This window comes from Bacillus sp. FSL W7-1360 (assembly GCF_038592975.1).
In the GTDB taxonomy this organism is placed as follows: Bacteria; Bacillota; Bacilli; order Bacillales; family Bacillaceae_D; genus Shouchella; species Shouchella lonarensis.
Genome location: NZ_CP151950.1, coordinates 1,974,623 through 1,995,745, shown reverse-complemented (window position 1 = coordinate 1,995,745; position 21,123 = coordinate 1,974,623). Strand labels below are relative to the sequence as shown.

Here is a 21,123-nt window from a genome sequence, read left to right as displayed (position 1 = left end):
AATATTTTTACAACAAGAGTCCGATAATCCCTGCAATTCCTGCGTAAATGACCATGGCAATGAGCGTAATCCGTATGATTGGACCTTCTTTTCCGACCAGACCAACGACGGATGCAGCAGCTACCACATTGACGACACAAATCATATTTCCTGCATTTGAACCAATGACTTGTAATGCAACAATTTGCGTCGGGTCTGCACCTATTTGATCAGCAACAGTAAATTGGAACAATGAGAACATCATATTACTAAATGTCGCACTTCCAGAGATGAAGGAGCCGAGCGCACCAATAAAGGGAGCAACGAATGGCCAACCGTGCCCGAGAACTTCTGCCGCTCGATTGGCAAGCTCTACCGGCATGCTTTCAAGTCCGCTCTGATTAAACCCAGAATTTATAAATAACCTTACCATCGGGACGGCTGTAAAGAGCGTGACGGCTGTCCCGATTAATGTTTTTAGTGAATTAGAAACGGCGTGGGTGAACGCATCTTTACGTATTTTATGAAGGAATAGTGTGAGAAACACAACGACAATAAATATGGTCCCTGGTAAATATAACGGTTGGAACGTTGCAGAGATGGAAGTGCCTAAAATATTTTCCCATCCTACATGGACTTGCATGAGCCATTGTTTAAGTGGAATGACATCTATCCGTGTTAAGACTAACAAAAGCCCTAGCAGTAAATAAGGCACCCATGCCAATAATAGTGACATTACTTTTGGTTTTTCTTCCGGTTTAGCTGTCATGTTTCCAAGCCAATCAGGTGACCATTGGTCTTTCTCGGCAAAGTCCCATGTTTCTTTTGGCATAAACCAGCGATTTTTGATGGCGACGAGTACGAGAAGTAGTCCAACAGCGCCACCAACAATAGACGGGAATTCTGGCCCTAGCAAATAAGCAACAATTAGTGCCGGAACGGTGAAACTGAATCCAGCAAAGAGGGCAAATTTCCATATTTCAAGTCCTTTTTTCCAGGACTTTTCTGCACCGAAAAAGCGCGTCAAAATAGCGACTAAAATGAGTGGAATGAGCGTTCCGGTAATGATATCAATTTGCATGACTTGTGCAGCTAGTTGGCGTAAATAATCAGTCATCTCCATGCCAGATAAATAAGGAGCGGTAATCGCGGCTAATTGACCGCCTTCTTCTAATCCCTGCTGTACACCAACGATAATGGGCGTGCCGACAGCGCCGAAAGAAACAGGGCTGCTATCAGCAATTAAGGCCACAACAACTGCGGCCAGAGGTGGGAATCCCACAGCCACTAGTAAAGGGGCCGCAATTGCTGCGGGTGTGCCGAATCCTGCTGCGCCTTCAATAAAAGCGCCAAACAACCACGCAATTAAAATGGCTTGAATTCTTCGGTCAGGTGTGACACTAATTAAATAGGAGCGGATGGCATAAATGGCTCCTGTCGCCTGAAGGGTATTTAGTAAAAGAATGGCACCAAAGACGATATACAAAATGGAACACCCGATTAAAATCCCCTCTATAATAGAAGCGCCAATATAGGGGAGTGGGATTTTCCAATAGATTAACGCAAGGATGGCAGTGACAACCAAGCTAATGGGCATGGCTTTCATGGCTGGCATCCGCATAAGCACAAGAAAAACCATGACAGATAAAATAGGTGTGAGTGCAACAATGGTTACCATGAAACGTCCTCCTTAACGTTAGTATGAACACACTGCTGTACTTAGTATACCATCCATTGCTCAATATTTCACAATCATATGTGTCTGACTTCGTAAAGTTTCTAATATTAATTATGTCAATTGAATAAGTCTTTGGTTGCGACTCCCCCGATAAAGTAAGGTTAGATCACGTTTGTCTCGTTCAAATTTACCGTCGACCAATACATCACAATAAAGAAGCAAGTGGCGATAATGTGCGTTTGGGTGAGACAAAATTTGTTCATGTGTGTAACCACTATATAACCAAATGTTTTTGTTAGAAGACTGCTTAATCAGGATGGAGAGTTGTATCAACTCTTTTGCATGTATGAGTGGTTCTCCGCCAGAGTAGGTGATGTTTGTCAGTGGATTGCTCATTATTTCTTGAAATACTTCTTCCACACTCATTGTCGTACCGTTAGAAATGTGCCAGCTCTCCTCGTTATGGCATCCTTTACATGCGTGAGGACAGCCAGCAAGAAATAGCACGGTTCGAAGCCCTTCACCATCAACAACACTGTCGTGAATAATGTTCATCACTTTCATATATGTGTCACCCGATCTTGTTCTTCTTGTCTTTTAGCTGTATTCCATCTTCTGACGTCACCAACTAAGTAGCCTGTAATTCGACGTATGCGTTCAATCGCCTCTTCTAGGTTGTTGTTACACTTTGGACAAGCATTGTCGATGACACCAATGTAGCCACAAGTTTTGCACCTGTCTAAAGGGTGATTGATTGAGACGAAGCCCATTCCTGCTGTTCGCATGGCTTGTATGAGTGTGTCAATGGCTGCGATGTTTCTTGAAGCATGCCCATCAAGCTCAATGTAGCTAATGTGCCCACCATTGCACATGGTGTGGAAGGGCGCTTCTCTCCTTATTTTATCTGCTGCCTTGATGGTGTAATGGACAGGGATATGAAAAGAATTTGTATAGTATGCTCGGTCGGTGATGTCAGACAATACGCCAAACTCATCTCGATCTTTCTGTACAAATTTTCCTGATAGTCCTTCTGCGGGTGTAGCGACCAACGAAATGTTTAAATGATGTGTCACTGTGGATTGATCGGCCTTTTCCCTCATGAATTGAATGATGCGTTTTCCTAAGAAAAATGCTTGTTCGCATTCACCGTGATGTTTTCCTGTTAATGCGACTAGCGCCTCGGCCAAACCAATGAACCCAATACTTAACGTTCCATGTTTCAACACGTCTTGTAGTGTGTCCTTCTCTGTAAGGTGGTCGCTTTCGTGCCAAATTCCTTGCGAGTAAAGGAACAAAAAGTTTTTTACGTGTTTTTTGCATTGTAAGTAGTACCGCTCAAGTAGTTGCTGGGTGGTTAAGTCGATATAATGTTCGAGTAAGGCAAAAAAAGAATTGGTGTTAGCACTTAATAACGCAATTCTTACAAGGTTAATTGAGGTAAAGGATAAATTTCCCCGGCCAACACTATTTTGTTTGCCGTGAACATTAGACATAACCCTCGTCCTGCAGCCCATATAGGCGACCTCACTTTCGGGTGTGCCATCATAAAAGGGTTTGTTCACCGGTGAGTCAATAAAGCTAAAGTTTGGGAACAGTCGCTTGGCGGTTGTTTCTAAAGCAAGTTGGTATAAGTCGTAGTTAGGATCACACTCATAAACGTTGATCCCTTCTTTCATTTTGAAGACTTGAATAGGGAAAATCGGTGTTTCTCCGTGTCCTAAACCAGCTTGTGTTGCTTTCAACATATTTTTGATGAGCATCCGACCTTCTTTTGACGTATCTGTCCCGTAGTTAATGGAGACGAAAGGGACTTGTCCACCCCCCCGGGAGTGCATACTGTTTGCGTTGTGTATGAAGGCTTCGCACGCTTGGTATGTGGTTCGTTCGGTTTCTGTCCAAGCAAGATCAGCGAGCTCGTTTGCAGTCATTGGTAGGGGGTATGTTTTTAACCGCTTGAGATGTTTGAGGTAAGTTTTATGCACATAGGGAGCTAAGTCGTAGTCAAACATCGGGAATGATTGTCCTCCGTGTTGCATGTTTTGGTTTGCTTGAAAAATGATGGAGGCAAGCGACATCGCACTCATAATGTCTTGTGGCTCGCGAATAAAGCCATGACCAGTATGAAATCCATTTTTCAATAAACGCCCTAATGGAATTTGGCAACAAGTCGTCGTGCCACTCGCTAAAAAGTCTAAGTCATGAGGATAAATAAAATTCTCGTCAATGGCTTTTTTTACGTTTGCTGATAGTAAAAATTGGTGCGCGTAATAGCGCGCGCTTTCTGAGGAAAATCGACTCATCTGACCCATAGGAGAATTGCCATCGACATTGGCGTTTTCTTGGAGTAAATCGTGATTATTTAATTGGGCAATAGTATGAAATGTGTCTTGTAATTGACTAATAGGTGTTGTGTTCATTTTGATTCCTCCATATCAATATATAGATATTTAAAAGGGATTGAAAACTATATATTGATGTTAACACGTTTTTCCGGTGATGTTTGTGACAGTTCCAGGTAAAAAAAGTAGCGAAGGTGTGTAGACGTAATGTTGAAGCAATATGTGGTATGTAGAAGGGAGAGGTGGCATATGGTTATTAAAAAATGTATGCGCTATTTTAGCCCATACACTTAATAGTGATCATACCATCGTCTCCTTTTTGAACACTCGCGATTATTATGGTGACAACAATGCTGATACTCACTGCAATGGTCAAAATACAAAGGAATTTCTTTATCTTCTCCATTACCTACCCAGCTCCTTTCTTGTTTTAAACGCGAAAGTCATTGACGTATAGGTGTTTCTTCAGTATAATCTTATGTAGACGTTTTGTCATATTCTTTATTCCACAGTAGCTCAGTGGTAGAGCTATCGGCTGTTAACCGATCGGTCGCAGGTTCGAATCCTGCCTGTGGAGCCATTTATTATGCTTCCATAGCTCAGCAGGTAGAGCACCACCATGGTAAGGTGGGGGTTCGGCGGTTCGAGTCCGCCTGGGAGCTTCCCCCAAACCCTTGATATATAGCCGTTTTTAGGGGTTTGGATACGTAATGAAAATATTGATATCAGGATCCGCGTGGCGAATACGTGGCGAACTCAGTTAAAACTTTCTCGAAGCTCCTTCTTAGGAGTTTTTTTTGTGAAATTCTTCGAAGACATCCGCCGCAGCTTTGTTGGCTTCTTTCAAGGTGTGCCCATATACGTTCATGGTTGTGGCGATGTTTGAGTGCCCGAGGATAGACGATATGACTTTGGCATGAATGCCTCGGTTGATTAAAATGGTTGCTGACGTATGCCGTAATGAATGAAAGGGGATGTATTTAAACCCGTTTCGTTTCACAAACTTTCTCCACCAATTTCCTACGGAGTAGGGATTAAACGGTTTTCCGTTTTGATCAGAGAATAAAAACACGGATTCAGCACGCCAGTTTGTCCCTGTGGCACGACGCTCTTCTTGTTTGTATTTATCGAGTTTGCCTAAAAGTTCAAGCAAAAAAGAAGAAACATGAAGGTTTCTCGTGCTACCGCGTGTTTTAACGCCTCCCACGACTAGGCCTTCTTTCTTTGAGTGAGTTACTGCTTGTCTGATCATAAGAACGCTTTTATCGTAGTCGATATGTTTGCTCTCTAACCCTAAAATTTCTTCTCTCCTTAACCCTGATGAGACGGCTAAAAGGATCGTGCAGCGCCATCTAATATCTTCTTTGTCGAGCGCGTCGAATAGTTTATGCACCGTGTCGCTGTCATACACATCTTTTTCTTTCGTTTTGACTTTTGGCTTCATGACTCTGTCCATTGGATTCTCGTCTTCTTTGATAAATTCCCATAAAACTGCTTGTTTGAAAATGCTTTTGAGTACACGGTGATGTAATTCAATCGTGCTATCAGATAATTTTCCCTTTTTACCATCTTTGCGCATTCCTTCAGATGATAATTCGTTAAAGTATTCAACAATGTGCATTGTGGTAACTTGATCTAGCCAGAGTTCACTGAATGATGGGAGAATACGCGCGTTTAAGATTTCAGTGTAGTTCTGCAAGGTTGTATGCGCATAATAATCCTCCGCAAAGTTTTTCAACCACTTCTCTTGCACGAATGTAACGAAGGGGAGTCTTGCTTGTTTCTTTTCGGCGGCCGCAAATTCCCGTTCCTTTTCTAGTTTGAATTCCTGCAGTGCTTTTTTTGCGGCGCGTGGACCTGATGCCTGTATGGTTTTTGTTCTCCGGTTGCGCTTCTTCTTCCCATTGACGTCGACGGTTGTAGGTAATTCTACAACCAGTCTATATCTTCCATTACCCTCTTCGAGGATTGATCCATCAGCCATGGAAATGAACCCCTTTCTGTAATTTATAAGCTGACTAAAACTTTGGCCACTTTTCCAATCACATATAGGTTGTCTTCGGTTGTTATAATGGGCTCGTATATGTCATTGGCTGGAAATAGTAACGCTGCACATTCTGGAAACAGTAACGCTGTACTTTCCTCTGCTAACCTTACTTTCCTTATCAGGAGCGGGCTTTCATTTTTGTGAAGCATGACCATAATGTCTCCGTCTGATATTTCGTCGGTGAGTTCCACAATCAATAAGTCACCGTCGTTGATGCGGGCATCTTTCATTGAGCTGTCTGGCATATGAATGGCAATCGTTTTCCCTTCTTTTAGGTGACCCTTTTTGGGAAGTTGTAGATAATCAATCACATGATCTTCATGAATGATGTCCTTGTCTGCTGAAATACCTGAAAGCAAAGGAATTTTAATGGTCTTCTTTTGAAGGTTGTTTAAGATAGCAGGATGGATGGCGTTCATTTCTTCCAGTAATCCTGCGCGTATTAGCATTTCTACATAGTCAACGTCGAGCGCTTCTGCGAGCTTTTTGATCGTATTTGCACTAGGGGTTTTCTTTTGGTTTTCAATGAGAGAGAGATATCCGCCAGAGACTGTTGATTTCTTCTCTAACTCTGTAATGGTCATTTTTTTTTCTGTTCTGGTGTTAAATAGGTATTCGCCAAAGCTAATGTCGCCCATATGAAACACCTCCCTTCTATATAGCTTGCATACATTATAATATAATACCATACAAAAATAAAGCTTATTTTATTAAATAATTGTATACAATGATATGTTTATTTAAATAAATTGTTGACGGCACCTATACCTCTTGGTATTATTACCTTATAAATATTCACCAATAAAACCGAAGGTTTCTTCGACGAGAAAGAGGGTTTGAAATGAAAGTACATGTTAGAGATGGAGACGCCATCAGGAAAAAAGCCATTGAGAATGGAATGGGTGTGAAAGAACTTGCTGAAAAAATCAATGTTACTGGGGGGCATCTTAGTAATATATTAAACGGAAGAGCACACCCAAGACCGGTTGTAGCAAAGAAAATGGTGGAATGCTTGCGGTGTGATTTTGAGGAGATTTTTTTTGTGAAGTAATATTAATAAATGTATATTGCTAAATAAAACATTATTGGGTTGGGTGATATCGTTGGAAAAAACTACTTTGAATGTACATGAGGCTGCAGAATATTTAGGGGTATCGGTATCAACGGTACGTAGGTGGATTGAGTCGCACAACTTGCCCGTTCTTAAATTGAAGCTTGGTGGTCGCCTGTTATTCAAGAAAGATGCCTTAGACGAATGGCTTGATATGCATATGGGCTACATACCAGAGCCAGGGACTGAATACAGCAAGTTTAAACAGATGAAAGTTTTACGTCCCTAGATTTATCGGGGTAAAGAAAGAGCCCACAGGGATTTGCTGAGGCACTACGGGTAACGGCAGATGTTGGGGAAGAAAATGAAAGGGGGCGGGAGTATTGAGCCTTGAAATCGTTGAATCAGCATTATTTAACGGCGTTGCTTGTAATTTCTATACCAATGAGGAAAACGATCTGTTCATGACACGCGACCAAATTGGAAAAGCGCTGGAGCACACAAATCCACGAGAAGCGATTAAAAATATTCACCGTCGGAACAGTGAACGATTGGATCAATTTTCAAGGGGGGCTCAAATTGAGGCCCCCTCTGGAGGAACGTAGGTGGATGAAATCGGGGGTAGTCAAAATGAGTACACCTCAAAATGAAGGGGGAAAAATGAATTGAAATGGATTCAGAAAAACGGTCAATTGTTGGTCGATAGTCGGGACCTGGCGGAGATGATTGGGAAAAGGCATGATCACTTGTTACGTGATATCGACCGTTACAAAGAGGTTTTAGGAAAAAGCACAGCCCTATCTTCTGATAGCTTCTTTCAAGCAAGTACCTATCAAGCAGGTGCGGGAAAGAACTATAAGCATTACTTATTGACTCGTAAGGGCTGTGATATGGTCGTACACAAGTTGACGGGGAAAAAAGGTATTGAGTTTAGTGCGGTTTATGTTGCTCAGTTGGAAGAGATGGAAAAACAACTGCAAACAAAGACGTCTTATAAAAACCCGCAGAAACTTGTTGAGGCGCTACGATCAGCAGCAGATGCTGCTGAAGAAAACAACTTGTTCATGACGCGTGAGTAAATTTGAAAAGAGTTAGGCACACAAATCCACGAGAAGCGATTAAAATTATCCACCATCGGAACCGTGAACGATTGGATCAATTTTCAAGGGGGGCTCAAATTGAGGCCCCACCGAGAGGGGAAAGTAGGTAGGTGAAACCAGGAGGGAATGATCATGGTGAATGAATTGATCACAACAAAGGAAAACGAGAACGGGCAGCTACTTGTAAGCGGGCGGGAACTACATGAATTTTTGGAGGTGAAAACAGCGTACAAAGATTGGTTTCCACGCATGATTCAATACGGTTTTGAAGAAGGAAATGACTTCTGCTCTTTTTTGAGCGAAAGTCGAGGAGGCCGCCCTGCGCAAGATCACCACATCACCATTGATATGGCGAAAGAAATCTCAATGCTACAACGGAATGAAAAGGGCAAACAGGCTCGCCACTACTTTTTGGACTTAGAGCGCAAATGGAATAGCCCAGAGATGATCATGAAAAGAGCCATGGACTATGCAAATGCGCAAGTTGCTAAACTGGAAACGAAGAATTTCTTGTTGACACAACAAAATCAAGAAATGGAACCGAAAGCATTTTACTTTGATAAAGTGATGCAAAGCGACTCTCTTTTAACGGTCTCTCAGATTGCAAAAGACTATGGGATGAGTGCTAGGCTGCTAAATAGCATTCTCAGAGAACTAGGCGTTCAATACAAGCAGAATGGTTGCTGGTTGCTTTACTCCAAATACCAAAATAAGGGTTACACGCAAACCAAGACGGAAGTGCTTTATGGTCAGGTCGTGCTGTACACCAGTTGGACACAAGAAGGACGATGGTTTATTTATAACTTACTAAAGCAAAAGAAACAATTGGTGCCTCTGATGGAGCGAGAAGAAACTGAAGGAATTGGAGGGATGAAGAATGAAGGTGACGATTGAAGCACCTGAGCTTGTAAGTGCGATCAAGGAATTGGTGGGCGAGTTGAAAAAAGAAGGTACGTCTTCATTAGTAGAAGCAGAAAAACAAGCGTTACCCGTAGAGGAGAAAACTGAAACTTCCTCGGTCAGCTTAGACGATGACATCCGCCCGCTATTAGGACAAGCGGTGGCGAACGGAAAAAAGGAACAGGTAAAAGCACTGCTAGCGGAATTCGGCATTAACAAGGCGTCAGAACTACCCGCCGATCAGCTTGAAGCCTTCTATAAAGAAGCGAGCAACAAGCTATGACTGAACATGCCAACCGAGCGCATGCCCGACTTAGCGCATCTAGCGCTCATCGCTGGATGACGTGCACCCCTTCGGTCCAATTGGAAGATGGGATCGAGGAGAAAGTAAGCAAGTATGCATTAGAAGGAACTGCAGCGCATGAATTGGCTGAAATTTATCTGCAACGAAAGTTTGAAAAGATCAGCGGCTATCAACTTGCCCATAGACACTATGATTTTACGGAGAATAGTTCCTTTTACAATCAGGACATGGAAACTTACGTGAAATCATATGTGGACTTTGTGGTAAGCCGGTATAACAAAATGGACAAACCCCGCGTCTTGCTTGAAGAACGTCTTGATTTTAGCCGTTGGGTGCCAGAAGGATTCGGAACTGGCGACGTGGTGTTAATCGCTGATGGGCTAATAGAAGTAATCGACTTGAAGTACGGTAAAGGCGTGCGGGTTGATGCGCTAAAAAACACGCAGATGATGCTCTACGCACTTGGTGCGCTCGATACATATGACATCGTCTATGATATTGAGACAGTACGGATGACGATTGTGCAGCCAAGGTTAGATCATATTAGCGTCTATACATTAAAACCGAGAGAGTTATACAGCTGGGCGGATCATATGGTCAAACCCCTTGCAAAAAAAGCACATGCCGGTGAGGGAGAGTACGTGCCCGGCAAGCACTGTCGCTTTTGCAAAGCAAAGTCGATGTGCGCGGCATGGGGTGCCTACCGCCGTAAATCGGCAATAGAGGAATTTAGTGTTATTACAAATTGAGAGAGGATGTTTACACATGAAAAATACAAAAGTGATCACAGGGAAAGTACGTTTGAGCTATGCGCATTTGTTTGAACCACACGCGATGGAAGAGGGGCAGAAAGCAAAATACAGCGTGACCTTGCTCATTCCAAAATCGGATAAAAAGACGCTTAAGATGATTGAGGAAGCCATCGAGGCGGCAAAAGAAAATGGAAAGGACGGAGTGTTTAGTGGCAAAGTTCCTCCGCTTCTAAAAACACCCCTCCGTGATGGAGACGAGGAGCGACCAGAAAAGAAGGAATATGCAGGTTGTTATTTTATCAATGCCAACAGCACGTCGCGACCGCAGGTTGTCGACCGTAATTTGGACCCGATCACGGATAGAGAAGAAGTGTATAGTGGCTGTTACGCTCGCGCATCTGTGAACTTTTATGCGTATAACGTTAGCGGAAACCGGGGTATTGCGGCAGGTTTGAATAATATCCAGAAGTGGGCAGACGGAGAACGTCTCGGGGGCCGATCAAGCGCATTTGAAGACTTCAACGAGCTAGCAGACGAGCTAGACGACTTGTTGTAACAATGAAAAGAGGCTAGAGCACTACATAGCCTCTTTTTCAATCAAATGGAGGAACAACAACATGACAATCTTAAGCATTGACATTGAAACTTACTCAAGTACCAATCTACGAACACAAGGTGTGTACAAGTACGCTGAAGCTATAGACTTTGAGGTATTACTTCTAGCTTATGCGTTTAATGACGAGGATGTGACAATCGTTGATCTGGCACAGGGAGAAGAGCTACCAAGCAATGTACTTGCATCCCTTCAAGACGAAACCGTCATTAAAACCGCCTTTAACGCGCAGTTTGAACGTGTCTGTTTGCAGGCGCATTTAAATATTAACCTACCAATCCATCAATGGCGCTGTACGCAAGTTCATGCGCTAACGCTTGGGCTACCAATCAGCCTAGCTAATGTCGCAAGTGTACTAAAAATGGGTGCGCAAAAAGATCGTGCGGGCACAGCGTTGATTTCTTATTTCTCGATCCCGTGTAAAGCCACCAAAGTAAATGGTGGACGCACAAGAAACCTGCCTAAACACGCCCCAGAGAAGTGGGAACAATTCAGATCGTACTGTGTGCAAGACGTTGTGGTGGAGCGAGCGATAAGAAAAAAGCTTGCGCCATTTCCTATGACAGATTTTGAACAACAACTTTACGCGCTTGATCAGCGCATCAACGACAAAGGCGTGTTGGTAGATACATCCATCATGCAACATGCGATTGAACTGGATGAACGATACTCACAAAAGATGCTAGATGAACTCCAAGCGCTCACTGGAGTTGAAAATCCTAATAGTTTACCGCAGTTAAAAGAATGGATGAACAAACAAGGGGTGCGGGTAGATAAGTTAGGTAAAGACGATGCCATAGCGCTATTTAAAGAGACAAACAATCCTGATGTAAAGCGTGCGCTACAATTACGTGCGCTAACAGCAAAAACGTCCACTGCTAAATACAGTGCTATGCAACGGGGGCAGTGTAAGGATGGTAGGTTGCGAGGTATTTTGCAGTTTTACGGCGCAAGCAGGACTGGTAGATGGGCGGGACGGCTCGTGCAGGTACAAAATTTGCCGCGCGGAAACATGAGCGGAAGAAATGCCGATATAGCTCGCAAGATTCTTAAAATGGGCGAGTTAGAAGGGTTGGAAAGGGTCTATGATAATGTCCCTGACGTACTGTCCTCCTTGATTCGTACCGCGTTCGTCCCTGCCCCTGGTAGACGTCTATTAGTCTCTGACTTCTCCGCAATTGAAGCTCGTGTGATTGCATGGCTCGCTGGGGAACAGTGGCGATTAGACGTGTTTAAGACGCATGGGAAAATTTATGAAGCATCCGCCTCGGAAATGTTCAACGTCCCACTTGACAATGTTGATAAATCCTTACGGCAGAAAGGGAAAGTCGCGGAACTGGCGCTCGGGTATCAGGGTAGTGTCGGGGCATTGAAAGCGATGGGGGCGGTCAAGATGGGACTTCCGGAAGAAGAGTTACAACCACTGGTAGACGCTTGGCGCGCATCCAATCCGGCGATTAAACGGTTCTGGTTTGATGTTGAACGGGCTGCTATTAAAGCGGTACAAACAAAAGAAGTTGTGTGCATGAAACATGGGTTAACATTTGTCGTGAAGAACGGTATCATGTTTATCCGTTTGCCTTCGGGACGTCAGCTTGCTTACGTGAGACCGCGAATTGAAGTTGATGAGAAGTTTAACAAGCAGGGATTGACATACGAGGGACCAGGTACTGGTGGCAAGACGGTAAGACTTCGGACGTATGGAGGCAAACTCACGGAAAACATTGTTCAAGCAGTGGCGAGGGATTGTTTAGCGGAATCGCTTATGCGGTTAAAAGACTATGACATCGTGATGCACGTGCACGATGAAGTCGTCATTGAAGCGTCAGAAGAAACGAGCTTAGAAGAAATAGAGGAACTCATGGGCCGACCAATTGATTGGGCGCCGGGCTTGCCGTTAGCCGCAGATGGCTTTGTGGCTGATTATTATCGAAAGGATTAGGGGTGGTAAGAAGTGGAGCTCAAACATGATGGGCAGCTTACGCTGGCAGTGGGCCAAAGCCGATTCGAAACAAAATGGCAGAACAAGACGCTTACGTGGTTAGAGCTGGTAACGCGTTTATCACATACAAACCGTACGGCTGAGACGGTAAATGAATATAAGAAAATGTCCAGAAAAGAGCAAGGCCAGACAAAAGACATTGGCGGTTTTGTCGGTGGATCGTTGAAGTCCTCAGGTCGTAGAAAAGCTGACAACGTACAAGAGCGGCATGTCATTACGCTGGATGCTGATCATTTGGTGCAAAACGACCCGATTCTAAGCCTGATAAACGACTTTTTTAATCACGCTATTGCTGTTTATAGCACGCACTCACATGTGACTGAAAAACCGCGCTTGCGCTTAATCGTCCCGTTGTTACGCCCAGTGACGCCTGATGAGTACGTCCCGATTGCGCGACGTGTAGCGGCTGATCTGGGGATCGATAAATTTGACGACACGACATATGAGCCGCACCGCCTGATGTACTGGCCGAGTACACCGCAAGACGGAGAATATTTTTTTGAATATAAGGATGAACCTTTTCTAGATCCTGATGCGGTGTTGGCACGGTATAACAATTGGCGCGATCCGGCTGAATGGCCCGAGTCAAGCCGGAAACAAGTTGCGGTGAAACGAATGGCAGCGAAGCAAGGTGACCCGCATACTAAGCCTGGACTCATTGGCGCATTTTGCCGCACGTATACGATAACGGAAGTCCTTTATACGATGCTGGCAGATGTCTATGAATCAGCTGGAAGCAATCGATACACGTACAAAAATGGGAGCACGACGGGCGGTCTGATTGTGTATGACAACAATACATTTGCGTATTCTCATCATGGCACTGATCCGGTGAGCGGAAAGTTGGTAAACGCGTTTGACCTTGTCCGTATTCATAAATTTGGATCCCAGGATGATAGTGTGGAGCCTGGTACACCTGTTGTGCGTTTTCCGTCGTTTGCGGCGATGATCGAATTAGCTCAGCAAGATGAGAACGTGAAGCGGCAGATGATAGAGGAAAAGCTGGTGGAAGCCAAAGAGGATTTTAAAGGCGTTGAAAAGGATGCAAGATGGACGAAGAAGTTAACCCTAAACCAGAATGGGAAATTTGCTAGTACGGCACCGAATATTCAGCTCATATTGCAGAATCATCCAGAGCTGAAAGGGAAGGTTGGATACAACCAATTTTCTAATAGACATATGGTGCTGGGCGATTTACCATGGAGGAAACTTGATGCGGGTGACACATGGCAAGACCGCGACGATGCAAGCCTGCAAAATTTCATGGAGCGTTACTATAGCATCACCGGGGCGCTTAAAATCCATAACGCTTTCTCAGAAACGAGCCATGAAAACGGATTTCACCCGATTAAAGACTACCTCTCATCGTTCGAATGGGATGGCAACCCTCGCCTAGACACACTTCTGATTGATTACTTAGGTGCAGAAGATACGCTATATGTACGTTCAGTGACGCGTAAGGCTTTTACTGCGGCCGTAGCACGCGTGTATGAGCCTGGTTGCAAATTTGACAACGTCTTGGTGACGGTGGGACCACAAGGTGTTGGTAAGAGTTATTTGGTCAAAAAGATGGGAAAAGATTGGCACAGTGATTCTCTAAGCACAGTTTTAGGGAAAGAAGCAATGGAACAGATTCAGGGCGCGTGGTTGATCGAGCTGGCAGAGCTAAGCGCGATGCGCAAAGCTGATGTAGAACCAATCAAGCAGTTTATCACCAAGCAAGAGGACGCATTCCGTGTGGCGTATGGACGGCAAGTATCGATCTTTAAAAGACAGTGCGTGTTCTTTGGAACGACGAATGATAGGAGTTTTTTGAGAGATAAAACAGGAAATCGTCGCTTTTGGCCAGTGGTGGTAAGTAAGGATCAAGCGAAGAAAAATTTGTTTACAGACCTTACCGAAGACGAGATCGGTCAAGTATGGGCGGAAGCAGTACAACGCTATAAAGACAAAGAGCAGTTGATTTTAGAAGGGGAAGTGGCTGATCAGGCGCAAGAAGTGCAAGAAATGCACATGGAAGAGAGCGATCTCTTTGGTTGGATACAAGAGTTTTTGGAACGCCCCGTGCCAGATGACTGGTATGAGAGAGACATTCAAAAGCGTAGGGATTATTTTCATGGCGGAGATTTTGGTGAGGAAGAGAACAGCGGCCAACCACGAGATCGGATTTGCGCAATGGAGATATGGGTAGAGCAGTTTCAAGGTGATCCTAAGCAGCTTACTCCAATGAAAAGTCGTGAGCTCAATGACATTTTGCGCCGCATGCCTGGCTGGGAGCCGTACGGCAAGAATCGCGGACGTTTGAAATTTGGCACGAACTACGGACAACAAAAAGCGTTTATTCGTGAGAAGTAAGGCGCCTAGGAGTGATGACCATGGCGACTTGTAGAATCAGGATTAAATATGTATTTTTTAGTAAAATATGGTAATTGTGTTTTGCGGTAGCCATGACCATGGACACTTTTCTTCCCATGTCTACCAGGCATGGACCCTTCATCAGCGTATACGTATCAAGGGTTTATCCTATATAGTCCCCATAGTATCCATATTTTATATATAGAGTATATATATAAGTAGTATATAGAGTATATAGATATATATGTATACTCTATATACTCTATGATTTATATATATTAGTGGTATAAGGGAATTCATGTCTTATGGACTCCTTGGGTACTCACCGAGAAGCGGAGGTCAGAACATGAGAGAATCGCAACTAGAAAAAAGACTGAAACACAGAGTGGAAGCATGGGGCGGGAAGTCACTGAAATTCGTTTCGCCAGGCATGTCGGGTGTGCCCGACCGACTGATTATATTCCCGATGGGACGGATTGTTTTCGCCGAGGTGAAAACTCCGGGGCAGAAGCTTAGAGCTTTGCAGTTCAAGCGCAAACAACAACTCGAGCAGTTAGGATGCCAGGTATATGTGATTGACTCTTTGGCATCGATTGATCAGTTGTTGAGGGAGGTGGGACCATGAAGTTTACACCTCATCCCTATCAGGAATATGCTATCCAGCACGTCATTGAGAACAGGGCATCCGCGCTCCTGCTCGATATGGGGCTAGGCAAAACGGTTGCAACACTCACAGCCATTGTTGACCTGATGCATGACTATTACGATGTGGCACGTGTGCTAGTGATAGCTCCCAAAAGAGTCGCAGAAGATACATGGTCAAGAGAATCCGATAAATGGGATCACACTAAGTATCTCAAGATAAGCAAAGTCCTAGGAAGTCAAAAGGAGCGCGTGCAGGCGTTAGAACAAGACGCGCACATCTATGTCATCAATCGCGAAAACGTAGAGTGGTTGGTCGATCATTACAAAGCAGGCTGGGCGTTTGACATGGTGATCGTAGATGAATTGTCCAGTTTCAAGTCCAGTAAAGCCAAGAGGTTCCGAGCGTTACGAAAAGTATTGCCGTACATTGACCGGATTGTAGGGTTGACAGGTACGCCAGCACCAAATAGTCTGCTAGATCTCTGGCCGCAAATGTATCTGCTGGATCAAGGTAAGCGGTTGGGGCGTACAATGACTGCCTACCGAGACACCTACTTCTTGCCAGGCGCAAGAAAAGGGCATATCGTCTATAACTGGATATTGAAAACTGGCGCGGAGAAGTTGATTTATAAGCGTATAGGTGATATTGCCATTTCAATGGCCGCAAAAGATTATTTGCAATTGCCGGAGCGAGTTGATAATGTCGTGTCTGTACGTATGAGCGGAAAGCCCTGGGAGATGTACAAGCGATTGGAGCGTGATTTCCTGCTTTCTTTTGCAGACGCGGCAGACGTTGTCGCCGATACGGCAGCCGTATTGGCGGGCAAGCTCGTGCAGCTGGCAAACGGGGCCGTCTATGACGAAGATGACGAAGTGCAAGAGCTACATAGTGCGAAGATCGATGCGCTACAAGAGATACACGAACAGGCACAAGGCAATCCTATCCTTGTTTTTTATAAATACCGACACGACTTAGAACGCATTAAGGCACGATTTAAACAAGCGCGTACGCTGGACAAGCCTGCGGACATTGAGGACTGGAATGCGGGAAAGACTGAGATGATGCTAGCGCATCCGGCAAGCGCTGGTCACGGACTAAACTTGCAGGACGGTGGGCATATGATTGTCTGGTTTGGATTGACCTGGTCTCTCGAAGAGTATCAACAAGCCAATGCACGACTGCATCGCCAAGGACAGACGCGCACCGTGGTTGTGCACCATTTGGTGGCACAAGGCACGCTAGACGAAGACATCATGGCTGCACTCAAGAGAAAAGCGACCGGACAAAATCAACTGCTTACTGCGGTAAAAGCGAGACTAGAGAACATACACACGGAGGTATGACAACATGAGCACAACACGAGCGGTGATTCGAACGTATAACGAGTTAGTCAAGCAAGTGAGTATCCTCAAGGATCTGATCGAGGTGACGACAGCTGAGAGGGATAACTGGTGGACCGGTGGGAAGTTTTTTGACAAGGTGCCGCTTGATAATGCGGCAGCACGAGTGGATAGGCTGAATGAGCGTTTGAGCGAGATGCATAAAGGGCTGGAAGAATTGGAGTATCAGAAAAAAGAGATCGAGTACAAGCTAAGCCAGCTGGACGGTTTGGAGTATCAAGTGGCTTACAAACGCTACGTGGAAGGCAAGCCACTAAAGGACGTTGCAAGAGAAACAGGGTATTCTCTTGATCGAATCAAACAGGTGAGCGCAAAAATAAAGTAAAACATTACACCCACATTACACCTCTGATGTGCTATAGTGGTAATATCAAAGAAATCCGAGCACCCGACGTTTGATATAGATAAAGGCATCTGTCCTATTTTGGGCGGGTGCTTTTTGGTTTTGAAGAAGGACAAAAAACTTGATACTTTTATGATACCCACGTATTGATTTGAATGTGCTACAGTATTAGTGACAAAGAAATCCAAGCACCAGAGGGATTAGGTGAGATGATACCAAGGGCTTGACTGGCATGCTATAGTGTCAGTGACAAAGAAATCCGAGCGCCAGAGGGATTAGGCGAGATGATACCAAGAACTTGACTCGGATGGTATAGTGTTTGTGTCAAAGAATTTCGCGCATCTGGCGCTTAACATAGAGATGAGCATCTGCCTTAAAAAATGGGTCGGATGATTTTGAAGGAGAGAAGATATGGATTTGAATAAGATTTACCACGATGACTGCTTACATGGGATGCGACAAATACCAGACGCGTCAGTCGACATGATCTTGTGCGACCCACCTTACGGGATCACAGGTAATGACTGGGATACACAGCTACCGCTTGGTTTTTTGTGGCAACAGTACAAGCGCATCATAAAAGACCACGGTGCGATTGTTCTGACGGCCACGCAACCGTTTGCGACTGCACTTATTTCATACGCGCCGGACATTTTTCGCTATTCGTTGGTCTGGGATAAGAAGATCGCAACGAATTTTTTAAACGCTAGACGAATGCCGATGAGGCGTCACGAGGACATTCTCGTGTTTTACAAAAAGCTGCCGACATATAACCCACAAAAAACACCAGGGAAGCCTTATAAATCTAAGACGAATAGCGTCAGTACCAATTACGGTGAGATGAAACCTATGCCAATCGAGAATCCTACGGGCGAGCGCAACCCTACGACAATCGTAGAAATCCCAAACAAGCGTGTGAAAGGCGGGCACGCGACACAAAAGCCGGTCGAATTGTTTGAGTGGTTGATCAAAACGTACACGAACGAAGGTGACCTTGTATTAGACAGCTGCATGGGAAGCGGCACGACAGCTGTCGCCGCAAAGCAGCTAGGAAGAAACTTTATCGGATTCGAGATGGAAAAAGACTACGTGAAGATGGCAAACGACCGAATAGAGAATACGGTGCAGGGGGCGTCATTACAGAAAGATGAACGAGTCCCAACGGTACTATGACAAGTACAAGCGTGATCAAGAATCAAGACGTTTTTATAACAGCAAGGCATGGCAAAAAGCAAGAAGACTAACCTTGAATAGAGATGATCACCTGTGTCGTCATTGCTTTGACAATGGCACAATTACCAGCGCACAAACGGTGCATCACATTAAATATTTGAAAGATCACCCAGAATTAGCGCTTGATTTAACAAACTTGGTGAGCCTTTGCTTTAGCTGTCATAATCAAATACATTCAAACAAGATGAAGCCGCTGGAAAAACGACATGTGCGTATGATTACAGAAAAAAGCAATCCAGAAAGGTTCTGAAAAGCCCGCCCCTACGCCTAAAAGTTATGGGTGGGACGTAAAATGACCGATGGGGGCCTTCGCTTCCACCGCTGGAAGTTTTTCCACGAGAGGGGGAACGATGCACAATGGTAACGGCAGAAAAATTACGGGAATATCTTGGAGAGATTTACGAAGAAAGCGATGAGGAGTTAATTGGTTTGTACGTAGAGACACATGCTTTTTACGCACGTCTCCAAAAGGAGCTGAAAGAAACGCAACTCATGATGTCTTATACCAACAAGGCAGGTGCGACAAATCTTGTGAAGAATCCCCTCTCGATTGAACTCACAAAAACCGTACAAACGCTGAATAATCTACTGAAATCACTTGGTTTGACACCTGCACAGCGAAAGAAGTTACGCGCGGCAAGTAGTGAAGCAGATGAATTTGACAAATTTGATTGAAGCATCGCCCGAACTTCTAACGACGCATTATGCCGAGCAAGTGGTGAGTGGAGAAATTATCGCGAGTAAGAAAAACATTTTGGCTGCTAGACGTCACTTAAATGATCTTGAAAAGCAAGGGACGTCAGATTTTCCGTGGGTGTTTTTAGAGGAAAAGGCACACAAGCCGATCCGCTTTATCGAGCAATTTTGTCGACCATCAAAAGGGGAGACGCGCAAACTAGTGCTTCAAGCGTGGCAACACTTTATTATTGGCTCATTATACGGGTGGGTACACAAAGACACAGGTATTCGGCGCTTCCGTGAAGGGCTTATTTTTGTTGGACGTAAAAATGGTAAATCGACCATGATTTCTGGGTTAGCTAATTATGCGCTAGGAAAAGACGGGGAGAGCGGGGCAGATATTTACTTACTCGCAAACAGTAAGCAACAAGCCAGCATCATCTTTGAAGAAGCAAAAGCGATGGTGAAGACATCCCCACAACTACGTAGACATTACACCCCATTACGATTTGAGATTTTGTATAAAAAGGCGTTTGCCAAGATGGAACCCAGGGCCTCAGATAGTGACAAGTTGGACGGTTTAAATACGCACCTGGGCATTTTTGATGAAATCCATGAGTTTAAAGACTACAAGTTGATTAATATTATCAAGAAATCACGGGGATCCAGAAAGCAACCGTTAATCTTGTATATCACGACGGCCGGTTATCAGCTAGATGGGCCGCTCGTCAACTACTACGAACAAGCCGCAGATGTACTAGAAGGCGCACTTGCCGATGAGCGAACGTTTTACTATATGGCAGAGCTCGACGATGAGAAAGAATTTGATCAGCCGGAAACGTGGATTAAAGCCAATCCGAATATGGGCGTGTCGCTTGATCTTGATATCTTACAGGAAGACTGGCAAAAAGATAAGCGCACGCCAGAGGAACGGACAGACTTCATTACGAAACAATTCAATTGGTTTGTTCATGCAAGTAAGCTGTCTTTTTTGGACTTCGACACCTTGAAACGCAATCACAAACAGCTTGATCCCTCTTTATTTTACGGGAAGCCGTGCATCGCGTCTTATGATTTATCGGAAACAGAAGATTTTACAAGTGCGGTGCTCGAATTTCCAGTGGTGGAAACTGGCGAAGTGTTTGTGATTTCTCATTCGTGGATTCCACGGAAGAAGGTTGACCAAGGAAATGAGAAAATCCCGTATCGCGAATGGGCTGAACAAGGATTGCTTACAATTTGTGAGGGCGACTATATCGACGAGGAAACCGTTTTACAGTGGTTATTAGAACAGAGGAATCAGTTTCAAATTGAGAAAATCGCCTACGATCCTGCAAAAGCCTTTCGCTTGAATAAAGCACTTGAGGCAAACGGCTTTGAAACAGAAGTGGTGCGCCAAGGTTTTGCCACACTAGGGCCAGCGATGCAAGACTTGAAGCATTTGTTTCTCGATGGAAAAGTGATTTTTAACAACAACCCTCTGTTACGCTGGTATATCAACAATGTTGAACTTGTAAGGGATCGAAACAACAATGTCATGCCGACAAAATCAAACCGCTACCGTAAAATAGACGGATTTGCGGCGTTGTTAAATGCCCATATGCATGTGATGGGGCAATTTGTATCTCCGGCGGGGGCAGGTGAGATTGATGTGTTATCCATCAAAGATATTATGGGTAGGTGAGTGAAGTGGAGAAGGTGAT

At 44.5% G+C, this 21,123-nt stretch carries 22 protein-coding genes and 2 tRNA genes; 19 read left to right on the top strand and 5 right to left on the bottom strand.

From position 1 onward, the window contains the following. Nucleotides 1-7 precede the first annotated feature (7 nt). The 3 genes from NSQ26_RS10285 to NSQ26_RS10275 form a co-directional block, all read right to left on the bottom strand. Nucleotides 8-1,657, bottom strand: coding sequence for an L-lactate permease (locus tag NSQ26_RS10285; protein ID WP_499718104.1), 1,650 nt, complete (start codon nucleotides 1,655-1,657; stop codon nucleotides 8-10). Between the two features lie 111 nt (nucleotides 1,658-1,768). Next, nucleotides 1,769-2,221: an anaerobic ribonucleoside-triphosphate reductase activating protein gene (gene nrdG, locus NSQ26_RS10280; RefSeq protein ID WP_499718103.1), complete on the bottom strand. Its 453-nt coding sequence runs from the start codon at nucleotides 2,219-2,221 to the stop codon at nucleotides 1,769-1,771. Next, the gene (locus tag NSQ26_RS10275) at nucleotides 2,218-4,074 is read right to left on the bottom strand and encodes an anaerobic ribonucleoside triphosphate reductase (RefSeq protein ID WP_499718102.1); all 1,857 of its coding nucleotides are present in this window, start codon (nucleotides 4,072-4,074) and stop codon (nucleotides 2,218-2,220) included. The genes nrdG and NSQ26_RS10275 overlap by 4 nt, the downstream gene beginning before the upstream one ends. 427 nt (nucleotides 4,075-4,501) lie before the next feature. On the opposite strand from NSQ26_RS10275, the gene NSQ26_RS10270 reads away from it, so the two are divergent. Together NSQ26_RS10270 and NSQ26_RS10265 are read left to right on the top strand one after the other, a co-directional pair. Further along, a tRNA-Asn gene (locus NSQ26_RS10270) sits at nucleotides 4,502-4,576 on the top strand. Between the two features lie 8 nt (nucleotides 4,577-4,584). Continuing rightward, nucleotides 4,585-4,658 (top strand) — tRNA-Thr (locus NSQ26_RS10265). 122 nt (nucleotides 4,659-4,780) lie between these two features. Here the strand turns inward: NSQ26_RS10265 and NSQ26_RS10260 are convergent. Both NSQ26_RS10260 and NSQ26_RS10255 read right to left on the bottom strand, forming a co-directional pair. Next, nucleotides 4,781-5,980, bottom strand: a complete 1,200-nt coding sequence (locus NSQ26_RS10260) for a tyrosine-type recombinase/integrase (RefSeq protein ID WP_499718101.1) — start codon at nucleotides 5,978-5,980, stop codon at nucleotides 4,781-4,783. Nucleotides 5,981-6,003: 23 nt separating this feature from the next. After that, nucleotides 6,004-6,681 carry a helix-turn-helix domain-containing protein gene (locus tag NSQ26_RS10255; protein WP_499718100.1) on the bottom strand — a complete coding sequence of 226 codons (678 nt, stop codon included), beginning with the start codon at nucleotides 6,679-6,681 and terminating at the stop codon, nucleotides 6,004-6,006. 203 nt (nucleotides 6,682-6,884) lie between these two features. Here NSQ26_RS10255 and NSQ26_RS10250 point away from each other — a divergent pair, with 203 nt between their 5' ends. The 17 genes from NSQ26_RS10250 to NSQ26_RS10170 all read left to right on the top strand — a co-directional run bounded on the left by NSQ26_RS10250 (nucleotide 6,885) and on the right by NSQ26_RS10170 (nucleotide 21,104). Beyond that, the gene (locus tag NSQ26_RS10250; protein WP_499718098.1) at nucleotides 6,885-7,094 is read left to right on the top strand and encodes a helix-turn-helix domain-containing protein; all 210 of its coding nucleotides are present in this window, start codon (nucleotides 6,885-6,887) and stop codon (nucleotides 7,092-7,094) included. 67 nt (nucleotides 7,095-7,161) lie between these two features. Beyond that, nucleotides 7,162-7,383 (top strand): helix-turn-helix domain-containing protein, encoded by a 222-nt coding sequence (locus tag NSQ26_RS10245; RefSeq protein WP_499718097.1) that lies wholly within the window; start codon nucleotides 7,162-7,164, stop codon nucleotides 7,381-7,383. A 94-nt stretch (nucleotides 7,384-7,477) separates the two neighbouring features. Next, a complete protein-coding gene (locus tag NSQ26_RS10240) occupies nucleotides 7,478-7,699 on the top strand; it encodes a hypothetical protein (protein ID WP_499718096.1) in 222 nt (73 codons plus the stop codon). Nucleotides 7,700-7,759: 60 nt separating this feature from the next. Continuing rightward, nucleotides 7,760-8,173, top strand: a complete 414-nt coding sequence (locus NSQ26_RS10235) for a Rha family transcriptional regulator (RefSeq protein WP_499718095.1) — start codon at nucleotides 7,760-7,762, stop codon at nucleotides 8,171-8,173. 153 nt (nucleotides 8,174-8,326) lie between these two features. Then, nucleotides 8,327-9,088: a phage antirepressor KilAC domain-containing protein gene (locus tag NSQ26_RS10230; protein WP_499718094.1), complete on the top strand. Its 762-nt coding sequence runs from the start codon at nucleotides 8,327-8,329 to the stop codon at nucleotides 9,086-9,088. Next, nucleotides 9,072-9,377 carry a hypothetical protein gene (locus NSQ26_RS10225; RefSeq protein WP_499718093.1) on the top strand — a complete coding sequence of 102 codons (306 nt, stop codon included), beginning with the start codon at nucleotides 9,072-9,074 and terminating at the stop codon, nucleotides 9,375-9,377. Before NSQ26_RS10230 ends, NSQ26_RS10225 begins: the two co-directional genes overlap by 17 nt. Beyond that, nucleotides 9,374-10,147 (top strand): DUF2800 domain-containing protein, encoded by a 774-nt coding sequence (locus NSQ26_RS10220; protein WP_499718092.1) that lies wholly within the window; start codon nucleotides 9,374-9,376, stop codon nucleotides 10,145-10,147. Before NSQ26_RS10225 ends, NSQ26_RS10220 begins: the two co-directional genes overlap by 4 nt. Before the next feature lie 16 nt (nucleotides 10,148-10,163). Next, nucleotides 10,164-10,706: a DUF2815 family protein gene (locus NSQ26_RS10215; RefSeq protein ID WP_499718091.1), complete on the top strand. Its 543-nt coding sequence runs from the start codon at nucleotides 10,164-10,166 to the stop codon at nucleotides 10,704-10,706. Between the two features lie 61 nt (nucleotides 10,707-10,767). Next, complete coding sequence (locus tag NSQ26_RS10210) at nucleotides 10,768-12,705, top strand: DNA polymerase (RefSeq protein WP_499718090.1); 1,938 nt, start codon at nucleotides 10,768-10,770, stop codon at nucleotides 12,703-12,705. Nucleotides 12,706-12,717: 12 nt separating this feature from the next. Next, nucleotides 12,718-15,120 (top strand): virulence-associated E family protein, encoded by a 2,403-nt coding sequence (locus tag NSQ26_RS10205; protein WP_499718089.1) that lies wholly within the window; start codon nucleotides 12,718-12,720, stop codon nucleotides 15,118-15,120. 346 nt (nucleotides 15,121-15,466) lie between these two features. Next, nucleotides 15,467-15,745 carry a PDDEXK family nuclease gene (locus tag NSQ26_RS10200; RefSeq protein WP_499718088.1) on the top strand — a complete coding sequence of 93 codons (279 nt, stop codon included), beginning with the start codon at nucleotides 15,467-15,469 and terminating at the stop codon, nucleotides 15,743-15,745. After that, on the top strand, nucleotides 15,742-17,109 hold the full coding sequence (locus tag NSQ26_RS10195) for an SNF2-related protein (protein ID WP_499718087.1): 1,368 nt from the start codon (nucleotides 15,742-15,744) through the stop codon (nucleotides 17,107-17,109). The genes NSQ26_RS10200 and NSQ26_RS10195 overlap by 4 nt, the downstream gene beginning before the upstream one ends. Before the next feature lie 4 nt (nucleotides 17,110-17,113). Then, on the top strand, nucleotides 17,114-17,491 hold the full coding sequence (locus NSQ26_RS10190; RefSeq protein ID WP_499718086.1) for a hypothetical protein: 378 nt from the start codon (nucleotides 17,114-17,116) through the stop codon (nucleotides 17,489-17,491). A 429-nt stretch (nucleotides 17,492-17,920) separates the two neighbouring features. Continuing rightward, the gene (locus NSQ26_RS10185; RefSeq protein ID WP_499718085.1) at nucleotides 17,921-18,682 is read left to right on the top strand and encodes a DNA-methyltransferase; all 762 of its coding nucleotides are present in this window, start codon (nucleotides 17,921-17,923) and stop codon (nucleotides 18,680-18,682) included. Further along, complete coding sequence (locus tag NSQ26_RS10180) at nucleotides 18,657-18,992, top strand: HNH endonuclease (RefSeq protein WP_499718084.1); 336 nt, start codon at nucleotides 18,657-18,659, stop codon at nucleotides 18,990-18,992. The genes NSQ26_RS10185 and NSQ26_RS10180 overlap by 26 nt, the downstream gene beginning before the upstream one ends. Nucleotides 18,993-19,099: 107 nt before the next feature. Then, complete coding sequence (locus NSQ26_RS10175) at nucleotides 19,100-19,417, top strand: P27 family phage terminase small subunit (protein ID WP_499718083.1); 318 nt, start codon at nucleotides 19,100-19,102, stop codon at nucleotides 19,415-19,417. Further along, nucleotides 19,395-21,104, top strand: a complete 1,710-nt coding sequence (locus NSQ26_RS10170) for a terminase large subunit (RefSeq protein WP_499718082.1) — start codon at nucleotides 19,395-19,397, stop codon at nucleotides 21,102-21,104. Before NSQ26_RS10175 ends, NSQ26_RS10170 begins: the two co-directional genes overlap by 23 nt. Nucleotides 21,105-21,123 lie beyond the last annotated feature (19 nt).